Source organism: Nocardia arthritidis (assembly GCF_011801145.1).
GTDB classification, from domain to species: domain Bacteria; phylum Actinomycetota; class Actinomycetes; order Mycobacteriales; family Mycobacteriaceae; genus Nocardia; species Nocardia arthritidis_A.
Genome location: NZ_CP046172.1, coordinates 8,882,691 through 8,894,754, shown reverse-complemented (window position 1 = coordinate 8,894,754; position 12,064 = coordinate 8,882,691). Strand labels below are relative to the sequence as shown.

Sequence of the window (12,064 nt, the reverse complement as noted above, 5' to 3'; positions counted from 1 at the left end):
CTCAGACGGCGGTGCGGGCCGTGGCGGTGACCACGGAGCCCACTCGATCGACAAGCAGCGCCATTTCGTAACCGATGCGGCCGATATCGTGCGACTTGTTGGCGAGCACGGCCAGGTGCGAACCATTGCCGACGCTCATGACGAGCAGATAGCCGCGCTGCATTTCGACGATGGACTGCATCACCTTGCCGCCGTCGAACAGCGAGGCCGCGCCCGCGGCGAGGCTCGCCAGACCGGCGGTCACCGCCGAAAGTTGTTCGGCCCGATCGCTCGGCAGGTGCGGGCTGGTGGCCTGCAGCAGGCCGTCCGCCGAAACCAGAACGGCGTGGGAAACCCCCGGTACGTCGCGGGTGAAGCGGGCGACCAGCCAGTTCAGGTTCTCATCCGTGCTGTTCGCGTTGGTCATGCAAGCCCTCCGTCGTTGTACTGCGCATTGGCCCGCCCGCTGCGGACCCCACTGAGATGTCTCGTCAGGTTGCTCCGGATCTCCTCCGGATCGCGGATGCCCTGCTCATCCACCTGCGTGACGCCGCCGGGGACCAGTTGCGCGCCCGGCTTCCGGATCGGCAGGCCGCCGGCTGTTCTGCCGGTGGCGGTCGGGTGGCTGGCGTCCTCGGCGGCCAGCCATCCGGCGTCGGCGGGTGAGGTCCACCCGTCCGCGGGCGCCTGCGTCGCCGCGGGTTCGACCAGCCACTCCGAGACCATGCGCTGGTAGATCGGGGTCGGCGAGGATCCGGCCACCGGCTGCAGCCGGGTGGACGTCGCCGCGGGTTCCTGCGCGGGCGCTGCCGTGTCCTCGGCCGGATCGAGCCTGCGCCGCTGCGGATCCGGGCCGTGCCGCGGCGAATCCGGTTCGGGCGTCCGGTTTTCCGAGATGGTCGGCAGTTCGATCGGCCCGGAGCGTTCGGGCCGGTACGCGGTCGGCGGCTCGCGGTAGACGCGGCCGGTCGGCAGCTCGTCGTCGTCCTTGATCTCGGCCCAGATATCGGTCGGCGCCGGATCGGCATCGTCGAACATGCTCTGCGGGCCGCTGAGCGATTGGGGGACAAGGGGTATCGGCTGCGAACCGCTGACCGGTTCGGTGAACTGCGTCGGCGGGCCGAACGGCCCGGTCGGGAACTGGCCGGAACCGGTCGGTGCCGAAATCGCGGGCTGCTCCGGCGTTTCCGCTACTCGAATGGCCGGTTTGCGTTGCGGCAGACCGGCACTCGTCAGTCCGAAGAGTCCGGCCTCGCGCTGCTGCGCGCCGCTGTCGTGCTGACCCGACTGCGGCAGGTTCGGCACCGGAACCAGGGTGCGCGGCTGCTGCGCCGCGGCGGCGGACAGTTGTGGCGGTGCGGGCCTTGCGGATTCGGCGGACAGCGGCGGCACGATTCCGGTCGGATCGGTGTCGTCGAGCGGCGGTGCCACCAGCGTGCCGGGCAGGTGCACGCTCGCGGTGATGCCCGGCTGCTGGCTCATCGTCGAGGTGCGACGCAGGCCGACCGTTATGTTGTGCCGCTTCGCGAGCCTGCCGACCACGAAAAGACCCATGCGGCGGGCGGTTTCGATGGTGACCTCACCACCGGAGGCGAGCCGGTCGTTGGTGGTGCGCAGATCGTCCTCCGCCATGCCGAGGCCGCGGTCGGTGACCTCGATGAGGTAGCCGCCGTCCACCGCGCGCGCGACCGTCACCGCGACGGGGGTGGTCGGCGGCGAATAGCGCAGCGCGTTATCGATCAGCTCGGCAAGCAGATGTTCGATATCGACCGCGGGTTCGCCCGCGACGACGCCGTCGGGCACCGCGCCGATCTCGACCCGCTGATAGTCCTCGACCTGGGATACCGCGCTCCACAACATATCCGAGAGCGGCACCGGGAGCAGTTGGCCGCGGCGCAGCGCGGTACCGGCGAGCACCAGCAGGTTGTCGCCGTTGCGGCGCATCCGGGTGGCCAGGTGGTCGAGGCGGAACAGGCTCTGCAGCCGTTCGGTGTCGTCCTCGTCGTGTTCCAGGTCCTCGATCAGCGCCAGCTGCTGTTCGACCAGAGATTGGCTGCGGCGCGAGAGGGTTTCGAACATATTCCCGATCTGCAGCCGCAGCCGGGCCTGCTCGGCCGCGAGATTGAGGGCCTGCTCGTGCATTTCGTCGACGGCGCGGGCCAGCTGGCCGATCTCGTCGGTGCCGCGCACGGCGACCGGCTCGATCTGCGGGGTGGTGCCGCCCGCCCGCACCACGGACAGCTCCTCGGGCAGTTTGGTGTGCGCGACCTCCAGCGCGTCGCGGCGCAGCCTGCGCACCGGCACCACCAGGGTGCGCGCCACCGCGAGGGCGAGCGCCAGACCGGCCAGCAGCATGCCGATGACCAGCGCGGCCTCGCGCAGCGCGTCGTTCTGTGAGGTCGAGGTGGCGTTGGCCAGCGATTTATCGATCTGGTCCGCCAGCTGGGCCGAGGTCTTGTCGTAGGTGTCGGAGCTGGCCTGCAGCGAATCGAGCACAGCCGGATTGCTGGTCGGGTCGCCGACGTTCTGGCTGAAGATCCCGAGCCGGGCCTGCACTGCCTCCATCAGCGGCTGCGCGAAGACCGCGTTCTCCGGCTTGATCATCGCGTAGGTGCCGATGATGGTCATCTCCGCGCCGGTGGTGGTGAGCACTCGCGGCCGCACGCTCGGGTTGTTGCCCGCCCCCGGTGCGGTGATCAGCAACCGCACCTGGGTCATGCTGCGCCGGGCCGTCTGGATCGCGCCCAACTGCAGGAAGTAGCGCTGCACGTTGATGTCGTCGATATTCGGCGCGTACGCGATGGCGTTGCCGGTGTGCCCCGCGATTTCGTCGGCCTGCTGGCCGAGCGCCGCCACCGAACCGGTGCGCAGGTTGTTGCGCATCGCGGTCGCGGTCGCGATGGCCGCCGACAATTCCTCGGTCGTCTTCGACAGCAGCCGGGTGTTGTGCATCGCCGTTTGCAGGTCGGCTACCGACTGATCGAATTTGCCGAGGGCCGTATCGGTTTGCGGATCGGCCGTGTTGCCCCACGAGGCGGTGGTGATGACCGCGAGTTGTTCGGCCGCGGTATTGAACTTGACGATCGGACGGATGATGCTCGATTGCTCGGTGGCCGCGTCGAGCTGGCTCATGGTGCGCAGTTCGGTGTTGATCCGCAGCACCGCGAAGACCGTGGCCAGCAGCACGGGCAGGACCAGGACGATGCCAACCTTGCGGGTGACCGACCAGTTGTACAGGCTCAGTTGCCAGGACCGCGGTGCAGCTTCCATCCGCTCGAGTCGCCTCCGCTTCGCCGGTGACCCCCCAGTCCGCGTGCCGCTGTTCATGTTTGGATTCAACGCGCAGAACCGACTAGAGGTCTTCTTTTTACCGGACGGAACATACCGCGCAGAGTGTTCGTCGGCAATCTGGGCGCGCGCCATCGCAATTGCTCGAATATGGCTGGGCAGAACAAGTTTCGTGTTCAATTGCCGGGGTGATCACAAACGGCGGATCCGTCGTCGGCGACGGCCGGACAATATCTCCTGGTCACGCGACTAGGTTCGCGGTGTGGTATGGGCGATCCGCGCCCGGCGTGTCGTAGCGGACCTCTCAGTCGCCTCTCAGTCGGGCCGGTCAAACTGGTCGCATGCGCATTCTGGTAGTCGACGACGATCGCGCCGTCCGAGAATCGCTGCGCCGGTCGCTGACCTTCAACGGCTACTCCGTCGATCTCGCGGTGGACGGAGTCGACGCCCTGGAGAAGGCGACGGCGCAGCGACCGGACGCGCTCGTACTCGATGTGATGATGCCCCGGCTCGATGGGCTGGAGGTGTGCAGGCGGCTGCGCAGTACCGGTGACGACTTGCCGATTCTGGTTTTGACGGCGCGGGATTCGGTCTCCGAACGCGTCGCCGGACTGGATGCGGGCGCCGACGATTATTTACCGAAGCCATTCGCGTTGGAGGAATTGCTCGCGCGTTTGCGGGCACTGCTGCGGCGTACGGCGGGTGATGCCGGAGATGCCTCGGAGGCGATGAAGTTCGCGGATCTGTCGCTGGATCCGGTGACGCGTGAGGTGTCGCGGGGCGAACGCGCGATCAGTTTGACCCGTACCGAGTTCTCGCTACTGGAAATGCTGATGGCCAATCCGCGCCGGGTACTCACCCGCAGCCGCATCCTGGAAGAGGTGTGGGGGTACGACTTCCCGACGTCCGGTAACGCGCTGGAGGTCTATATCGGATATCTGCGCCGCAAAACCGAGGCCGAGGGCGAATCGCGGCTCATCCACACGGTGCGCGGCGTCGGATATGTACTTCGCGAAACCCCGCCGTAGGCCGCGCGGCATGTCGAGAACCATCCCACGGCGGGCCGTCGTCGCCGGCCTCGGCCAGCCGCGACCCCCGGACCCGCCGGAAATGCGTCCGCCGACACCGCTGACCCAATCGGTTTCGCTGCGCTGGCGGGTGACGCTGCTGGCGGCGTCGGTCGTCGCCATCGCGGTGGCGGTCACCTCGATCACCGCGTACACCATGGTGCGCAGCTCGCTGTACAGCGATGTGGATTCGCAGCTGAAGGCGCGGGCGGCGACGATGATCGACCACGACATCGAACGGCTCGGTTTCCAGGCGATTCTGGTGGCCGGCCTGTATTCGAACGATATCGGTGTCGCGCTGATATTCCCCGACCTGCGGTCGTATGTTCCGCCGCAGCCGACCAATCCGCCGGTCGGCGCGCCGGAGATCGCGGTGGCACGCGGGGAGTTGAGCCTATCGCTGCGCACCGTGAGCAATCAGCGAGTGCTCGCCCGGCACACGAATTCCGGTTCCACCCTTGTGATTTCGCAGCGACTCGAACCGACGCGGGAAGTGCTGGACCGGCTCGCCTGGCTGCTGTTCGTGGTCGGCGGCTGCGGCGTCGTGCTGGCCGCCGCGGCCGGAACCGCGGTGGGCCGCACCGGATTGCGTCCCGTCGCGCGTCTCACCGCGGCCACCGAACGCATTGCCCGCACCGACGACCTGACACCGATCCCGGTCTCCGGTGACGACGAATTGGCAAGGCTGACAGAGAGTTTCAACACCATGCTGCGCACTCTTGCCGAATCCCGGGAGCGGCAGCGCAGACTCGTCGCCGACGCCGGTCACGAATTGCGTACGCCGCTGACCTCCTTGCGTACCAATATGGAACTGCTCATCGCATCGAGTAGGCCGGGCGCGCCGCCGGTTCCGGAGGAGGACATGGCGGGCCTGCGCACCGACGTCATGGCCCAGATCGAGGAATTGTCCACGCTGGTCGGCGATTTGGTCGATCTTGCGCGGGAGGACGCACCCGAGGCCATCTACGAGCGGGTCGATTTCGGCGAGGTCGTCGAACGCGCGCTCGAGCGGGCCAGGCGGCGGCGCACCGGCATCGAATTCGTCGCCGAACTGCGCCCCTGGTTCGTCTTCGGACAGGAGGCCGGTCTGGAACGCGCGGCGCTCAACGTCCTCGACAATGCGGCGAAATGGAGCCCGGCGGGCGCCTCCGTCGTGGTCGCGATGCGGGAGTGCGCCCCGGGTCTGCTCGAATTCACCGTCGACGACGGCGGCCCCGGCATCCCGCCCGCCGAACGCGAACTCGTCTTCGAGCGCTTCTACCGAACCACCGCCTCTCGCTCGATGCCCGGTTCGGGTCTCGGCCTCGCGATCGTCAAACAGGTCATCACCAGACACGGCGGCACCATCGCGATCGACACCTCCGGGCGCGGCGGCACCCTCGTCCGCATCGTCCTGCCCGGCGAGCCGGGCAACCCGGACACACCGGCGGCGGGGTGAGCGTCGCGGCGCATATATCCGGCTTACGTATCGTATTTCCTGGTGAGCGTGGTGCTCGCAGGTACATCTCGGAGAAATGAAAGCGCGGTCTCAGTCCGCTCTCAGTCGTCGTCACCATGCTTGGTGCAGACGTGAGGAGAAACGAGGAGCCCATGACCGAGGAGTCGAAGGACCGGCAGGACGAGTCGGCGGCGAACACCGCGCCGGATCACCAGCCGACCGAGCAGCTGCCCGCCGCGAACAGTGCGGCGGAGCCGCGGTTCGATCAGGCGTCGCAGGCCGGTCCAGCGGCGCCACCATACGGTCCGGCCGAATCGCAGGCTCGGCCGAATTCGGCGCAGCAGCCCGATTCCCCGTGGCAACGGCCTGATCCGGCGGGACAACCCCAATTCGGTTCCGGCGAGCCACAATTCGGCGGGACGGGTCAGTACGGTCCGCAGCCCGAATACCCGACGCAGAGCGGGGTATTCGCGAGCCATCCGCATGGGCCCAATCCGACCCAGCCGTTCCCCGGCCCGGAGTACGCCGCCATGTCCTTCGAATCACCCGCCCCGCCGCCCGGCGCGCCCTTCGGCGCGCAGCCACCGCAGCCCCGCCGTACCCTGCGCGGCTCGATGGTCGCGGGCGCGGTGGTGCTCGCGGTGCTCAGCGGCGGTGTCGGTGGCGCCGTCGGCGCGCTCGTCGCGCACAACAACGGCACCTCCACCGTCACGAATGCCCTCGACGCGCCGAAGCCCAATATCAGCAACGCGTCATCGGCCCCGCCGGGATCGGTGCAGGCGGTGGCCCAGAAGGTGCTGCCGAGCGTGGTGACCATCAAGGTCGCGGGCTCCCGGGCCGAGGGCGAGGGCTCCGGTGTCGTGCTCTCCTCGGACGGCCTGATCCTGACCAATAATCACGTGGCGGGCGGCGCCGGTCCGAACGCCAAGATGCAGGTCGTCTTCTCGGACAACAGCACCGCATCGGCCACCCTGGTCGGCGCCGATCCGGTTTCGGATCTCGCGGTGATCAGGGTTTCCGGTAAGAACGGCCTGACCCCGATCGAACTGGGCACCTCGGCGAATCTGCAGGTCGGCCAGCCGGTCGTGGCGATCGGCGCGCCGCTCGGCCTGTCCGGCACCGTCACCACCGGAATCGTCTCGGCGCTGAACCGCCCGGTTTCCACCCAGGGCGAGGGCGCGCCGCAGAGCCAGGCGGCGGTGAACCCGGTGATCGACGCCATCCAGACCGACGCCGCGATCAACCCGGGCAACTCCGGCGGCGCACTGGTCGACGGCAGCGGCAAACTCGTCGGCATCAACACCGCCATCGCCACCCTCGGCGCGAATGAAATGCCCGGTCTGGGGCAGCAGCAGAGCGGTTCCATCGGCCTCGGCTTCGCCATTCCGGTCGACCAGGCCCGCCGGGTCGCCGACGAGTTGAGCAAGACCGGTCACGCCACCTACGCCCAGATCGGCATCAAGATCCAGGCGCAGGACACCGTCAACGGCGCGCGGGTGCTGGAGGCGACGCCGGACGGCCCGGCCGCCAAGGCCGGAATTCCGGCGGGCGTCGTGGTGACCAAGGTGGACAACCGCAACATCGACTCCGGCGACGCGCTCGTCGCCGCGATCCGTTCGCACGCACCGGGAGACAAGGTGAAGCTCACCTACACCGACGATCAAGGCAACAATCCGAAGACCGTCGAGGTGACCCTCGCCGGCGCGCCCGCGGACGGTGGCCGATGATGCGGCTGCTACCTGGCGGTAAGGGAACCCTGACCACGGACTCCGCCGCGCATCTCGGCGCGGCGATCGACCTTGCCGGCCTAGGCGCTACGGTGAGCACCATGGAAATCGATGCTCCTGTGGCGGGGCGTGCACTGGTGGTGGTCGTCGATGATCGAACGGCACATGGGGGAGAGGATTCGCTAGGTCCGCTGGTGACCGAGCTGCTTACGGAGGCGGGTTTTCTGGTGGACGCGTCGGTGTCCGTTCAGGCCGACGAGGTGGAGATCCGCAATGCGCTGAACACCGCGGTGATCGGCGGCGTCGACCTGGTGATCTCGGTCGGCGGCACCGGCATGTCGCCCCGCGATGTCACCCCGGAGGCGACCGCGCAGGTGCTGGACCGGGAACTGCCCGGGATCAGCGAGGCGCTGCGTTCCTCCGGCCGGTTGGCGGGTTCGCTCGACGCCGGCCTGTCCCGCGGTCTGGCGGGCGTATCCGGCAGCACACTCGTGGTAAACCTGCCCGGCACCCGCTCCGCGGTCCGCGACGGCATGGCAACCCTCGGGCCGCTGGCCAGCCGAGTGATCGGCGAGCTGTCCGGATTGGCCGAATAATCTCCCCGGCACCGAATTCCGACGACCCTCGTCCGGCGCAGCGCCGGGCGAGGGATGCCGCGCGTCTGGCGCGGATCTTCGGCGACACCCTCCCGGATACGACGAGCGATGAGCGCGGTCCCGAACCGGATACCGCCGGTTCGTCCGATGACTGGCTGCGCTCCCAGGTGCCGCCGCATCACGGTTGAGCTGTATTTTTCTACGGCCCTGCTACGTAATTCGCGACCTATAGCGTTGTGATATACCCGTTATCCTTACGGTTTCGCCGCTAATTTAGCGATACTTTTACGAAGCTGGCGCGTATGCCGCATCTGCCCTTTTAGGTCGTTTTGTTCCCCTTATCAGACCGATGGGTCTGTTCTGTTTACCTATTTATGCACGTCACGCGATAGGTGCATACAGGTTCTGTGACGTGAATCACATTCACAGGTTCGCAGAACACTACGTTGCGGCCGAATTACCGGCGGTTTAATGTCCGTCACGAGCTAACCCGACTATTGGACCCCGCAGGCCCGAGTTGCGCACGTAGTTGCCAACTCAACGGAACCCGGCTCGGTTCCGTGAGCCTCCCGACTTTGTTGCGCCGAAATAACGGCCGGTTACAAACCGGCAACACCAGGGCGACAAACTGAGCTGGGCCTGAGCGGACCATTGTCCAGCCTCGATGGTCGAGGCTGACTGTTAGAAACCTGATGAGGGGAAGTATGAGCGAGAACCGCACCAACGGTTTGCGTCTCGGTGTGCGCGTCGCGGGCGTCGGCGGCGCCGCGGCCGTGGCCATCGGGCTGCTCTCAACCGGTGCAGCGAATGCGGACACCTTCGTGCCGTTGCCGGACGGTCAGAAGATGGGTCCGGGTGTAACTATTACGCGAAATGGCGAGCACGCCATTATTTCCCCGTCGATGGCCGCGAACGGCGCCGGACGCGTTGTCTGGGTTTCCGGCAATGCGGTCGCCGAAGTCACCGAGACCCCCGAGGGCACGGCGGGTCCGAATAATGGTCCCACGAATGACCCGGGCACCAACAATTCGTCGACACACGGCACCTCGGAACTCACCACCGGCTACATCATCGGCTGCCAGGTTTCCATTTCCGACAGCGCGATCTCGGCCAACCTCGGCGCCACCGCCAGCCTCACCGAGGCGGGCGTCAGCGGCGGTATCGGGCTGGATATCGGCCCCGGTGAGGTGAAATGGGTCGCCATCGACAACAAGGACATCACCAAGGTCGGAACCTATTCGGTGGAGTACCAGGACGTCGAGCTCGACATCCAGGGTTGTGCCGGATACGCGCAGGCACGGGCCGTCACCGTGGTCGAAATCATCGGCAACGATTACTCGAAGACCACCCTCTACGGCATGCCGTTCAGCATCGGCTGAGCCGGATCGAAATTTTCTCGCTGCGGCGATTTTCAACCCTCGAAGGGTAAACGAATAATGTTCAACCGTAAGGATATGGCGAAGGCGGCCGGTTTCGGTGCGGCTGCCACCGTCACCATTGGCCTGCTTTCCGCCGGTGCGGCGAATGCCGATACTTTTGTGCCGCTGCCGGGCGGCGAAATCGTCAAGACGCTGTCGGATGGCACGGTGGTCACCGTCCGTTTGACCGGCGAATCCGCGAATATCAACCCGTCGCTGGGTGCCACCCCCGTGCACCGCAACGCGTGGGTTTCGGGTAGCGCGTCGGTCGATATTTCCAGCGGCTCTACTGCCAAAGGCGGCGGTATCTACCCGGGTTACACCGTTGGCTGCCAGGTGAATATCGGTGGCGGCAATATGAACGGTTCGGCGAATGCGTCGGGTACCTACGACGGCAAGAGCCTCGATGCCGGTGTCGGTACGGGTGGCACGCTGAACCTGGGTCCGGGGCAGGCGAAGTCGTTCTACGTCATCGATCGGGAAGTTCCGGACGACTACGGCAAGGAATCGCACAGCAAGAAGGCGAAGTTCACCGGTGAGCACGGCTCGGTGACGTGGGCCGATGAGACCATCGCCCTGACCGGTTGCGGTGGTTATGCGCAGGCGCGTGCGTTCGTCAGCACCGAAATCGAGACCGACAACGTCGTCACCTGGGTGACGCTGTGGGGTCAGCCATTCAGTCTCGGCTGAGCCCGGTTCTGTCCCTGTCGGATTCATCGTGGCATAGCCGCAGGTCAGGCGGGATGGGCTGGATAGGAGGCCAAAAGAACAGGTCCGTTGCTTCGGCAACGGATCCGTTCGGCCATGTGAGTGCCCGAACCTCGCCATCGCACGGGATGGTAGCGGTGTTGCGCGGGTTTCGGTGTAAGTTGATCGGAAATCCTGAGATTTTCCTCAGAAGAGCTTAGGATGGGCGCGACCCAAGATCGTTGTGCAATCGTTGTGCGGCGAGACGGTCGGCAAGATCCCTTGCTGGGCAGTAGATTCCAGCACAGGTCGGTCCGGCCTGAAAGGGAAATACCTCGGCCGCGGCGAACCCACCGCGGCCGACCGCTAGAACCTGATGAGGGGAAGTATGAGCAACAACCGCACCGCCGGTCTGCGCCGCGGTGTCCAGATCGCGGGGGTCGGCGCCGCCGCTACCGTCGCACTGGGCCTCTTTTCGACCGGTGCCGCGAACGCCGATACTTTTGTGCCGTTGCCGGACGGACAGAAGCTCGGCCCCAATGTGACCATCACGCACAACAACGAGCACGCCATCATCTCGCCGTCGCTGGCGGCCAATGGCGCGGGCCGCGTGGCCTGGCTCTCCGGCAACGCTATCGCCGAGGTCACCGCTACCCCCGAGGGCAAGGTCGGCCCGAACAACGGTCCGAAGAACAACCCCGGCACCAACAACTCGTCGACTCACGGCACCTCGGAACTTTCGACCGGCTACATCATCGGCTGCCAGGTCTCCATCGGTGAGAACGCGATCTCCGCGAACGTCGGCGCCACCGCCAGCCTGACCAAGGCCGGTGTCAGCGGCGGTATCGGTCTGAACCTCGGCCCGGGTCAGGTCGCCTTCGTTCAGGTCGACTCGAAGGACATCCAGAAGCCCGGCACCTACTCGGTCGAGTACCAGGACTTCCAGGTCGATGTGCAGGGTTGCGGTGGCTACGCCCAGGCGCGCTCGTACACCGTTGTCGAAATCATCGGCAACGACTACTCGAAGACCACCCTCTACGGGATGCCGTTCAGCATCGGCTGACGTGTCGAACCCATCGAAAACCCTTCTCGCCGAATCGAACTCGAAAACCCCAGAGGGATATACCAAATGATCAACCGCAAAACTGTGGCGAAGGTCGCCGGTTTCGGCGCCGCCGCTACCGTGGCCATCGGCCTCCTGTCCACCGGTGCGGCCAACGCCGACACCTTCGTGCCGCTGCCGGGCGGCGAAATCGTCAAGACGCTGTCGGATGGCACCGTGGTGACCGTCCGCCTGACCAACGAGTCCGCGAACATCAACCCGTCGCTGGGCGCCACCCCGGTGCACCGCAACGCGTGGGTTTCGGGTACCGGGTCCGTGGACATCACCGGCGACACCACCGCCAAGGGCGGCAAGGTCATCCCGGGCTACACCGTTGGCTGCCAGGTGAATATCGGTGGCGGCAACATGAACGGTTCGGCGAACGCGTCGGGCACCTACGACGGCAAGAGCCTCGATGCCGGCGTCGGCACGGGCGGCACCCTGAACCTGGGTCCGGGCCAGGCGAAGTCGTTCTACATCATCGACCGGGAAGTCCCGGACGACTACGGCCAGGAATCGCACTCGAAGAAGGCGAAGTTCACCGGTGGCCACGGCTCGGTGACCTGGGCCGATGAGACCATCGCCCTGACCGGTTGCGGTGGTTACGCGCAGGCGCGTGCGTTCGTCAGCACCGAGATCGAGACCGACAACGTCATCACTTGGGTCACGCTGTGGGGTCAGCCCTTCAGCCTCGGCTGATCCGCTCGGAGGGGACTAACCGATCGGACAGGTAAAGCGGGTCCGGTGCGAAAGCACCGGGCC

General features: G+C 66.4%; 10 protein-coding genes. 8 read left to right on the top strand and 2 right to left on the bottom strand.

Features of this window, described 5'->3' with window-relative positions:
* Position 1 precedes the first annotated feature (1 nt).
* Together F5544_RS40385 and F5544_RS40380 are read right to left on the bottom strand one after the other, a co-directional pair.
* The gene (locus F5544_RS40385; RefSeq protein WP_167478013.1) at positions 2-406 is read right to left on the bottom strand and encodes a roadblock/LC7 domain-containing protein; all 405 of its coding nucleotides are present in this window, start codon (positions 404-406) and stop codon (positions 2-4) included.
* Positions 403-3,249 (bottom strand): sensor histidine kinase, encoded by a 2,847-nt coding sequence (locus F5544_RS40380; RefSeq protein WP_167478012.1) that lies wholly within the window; start codon positions 3,247-3,249, stop codon positions 403-405. The genes F5544_RS40385 and F5544_RS40380 overlap by 4 nt, the downstream gene beginning before the upstream one ends.
* 359 nt (positions 3,250-3,608) lie before the next feature.
* Here F5544_RS40380 and F5544_RS40375 point away from each other — a divergent pair, with 359 nt between their 5' ends.
* From F5544_RS40375 to F5544_RS40335, 8 genes are all read left to right on the top strand, one after another.
* On the top strand, positions 3,609-4,295 hold the full coding sequence (locus F5544_RS40375; protein ID WP_167478011.1) for a response regulator transcription factor: 687 nt from the start codon (positions 3,609-3,611) through the stop codon (positions 4,293-4,295).
* Positions 4,296-4,305: 10 nt separating this feature from the next.
* Positions 4,306-5,772 (top strand): sensor histidine kinase, encoded by a 1,467-nt coding sequence (locus F5544_RS40370; RefSeq protein WP_167478010.1) that lies wholly within the window; start codon positions 4,306-4,308, stop codon positions 5,770-5,772.
* Positions 5,773-5,924: 152 nt separating this feature from the next.
* Positions 5,925-7,499: a S1C family serine protease gene (locus F5544_RS40365; RefSeq protein ID WP_167478009.1), complete on the top strand. Its 1,575-nt coding sequence runs from the start codon at positions 5,925-5,927 to the stop codon at positions 7,497-7,499.
* Between the two features lie 101 nt (positions 7,500-7,600).
* The gene (locus tag F5544_RS40360; protein ID WP_238847539.1) at positions 7,601-8,095 is read left to right on the top strand and encodes a MogA/MoaB family molybdenum cofactor biosynthesis protein; all 495 of its coding nucleotides are present in this window, start codon (positions 7,601-7,603) and stop codon (positions 8,093-8,095) included.
* A 704-nt stretch (positions 8,096-8,799) separates the two neighbouring features.
* A complete protein-coding gene (locus F5544_RS40350) occupies positions 8,800-9,474 on the top strand; it encodes an MspA family porin (RefSeq protein WP_167478008.1) in 675 nt (224 codons plus the stop codon).
* A 57-nt stretch (positions 9,475-9,531) separates the two neighbouring features.
* The gene (locus F5544_RS40345; RefSeq protein WP_167478007.1) at positions 9,532-10,203 is read left to right on the top strand and encodes an MspA family porin; all 672 of its coding nucleotides are present in this window, start codon (positions 9,532-9,534) and stop codon (positions 10,201-10,203) included.
* 385 nt (positions 10,204-10,588) lie between these two features.
* Positions 10,589-11,263 carry an MspA family porin gene (locus F5544_RS40340; protein WP_167478006.1) on the top strand — a complete coding sequence of 225 codons (675 nt, stop codon included), beginning with the start codon at positions 10,589-10,591 and terminating at the stop codon, positions 11,261-11,263.
* A gap of 66 nt (positions 11,264-11,329) precedes the next feature.
* Positions 11,330-12,001, top strand: a complete 672-nt coding sequence (locus F5544_RS40335) for an MspA family porin (protein ID WP_167478005.1) — start codon at positions 11,330-11,332, stop codon at positions 11,999-12,001.
* Positions 12,002-12,064 lie beyond the last annotated feature (63 nt).

Bases quoted from the DNA above. Each gene is read 5' to 3' on its own strand.
- F5544_RS40385 (WP_167478013.1), bottom strand. From the start codon at position 406: ATGACCAACGCGAACAGCACGGATGAGAACCTGAACTGGCTGGTCGCC.
- F5544_RS40380 (WP_167478012.1), bottom strand. From the start codon at position 3,249: ATGGAAGCTGCACCGCGGTCCTGGCAACTGAGCCTGTACAACTGGTCG.
- F5544_RS40375 (WP_167478011.1), top strand. From the start codon at position 3,609: ATGCGCATTCTGGTAGTCGACGACGATCGCGCCGTCCGAGAATCGCTG.
- F5544_RS40370 (WP_167478010.1), top strand. From the start codon at position 4,306: ATGTCGAGAACCATCCCACGGCGGGCCGTCGTCGCCGGCCTCGGCCAG.
- F5544_RS40365 (WP_167478009.1), top strand. From the start codon at position 5,925: ATGACCGAGGAGTCGAAGGACCGGCAGGACGAGTCGGCGGCGAACACC.
- F5544_RS40360 (WP_238847539.1), top strand. From the start codon at position 7,601: ATGGAAATCGATGCTCCTGTGGCGGGGCGTGCACTGGTGGTGGTCGTC.
- F5544_RS40350 (WP_167478008.1), top strand. From the start codon at position 8,800: ATGAGCGAGAACCGCACCAACGGTTTGCGTCTCGGTGTGCGCGTCGCG.
- F5544_RS40345 (WP_167478007.1), top strand. From the start codon at position 9,532: ATGTTCAACCGTAAGGATATGGCGAAGGCGGCCGGTTTCGGTGCGGCT.
- F5544_RS40340 (WP_167478006.1), top strand. From the start codon at position 10,589: ATGAGCAACAACCGCACCGCCGGTCTGCGCCGCGGTGTCCAGATCGCG.
- F5544_RS40335 (WP_167478005.1), top strand. From the start codon at position 11,330: ATGATCAACCGCAAAACTGTGGCGAAGGTCGCCGGTTTCGGCGCCGCC.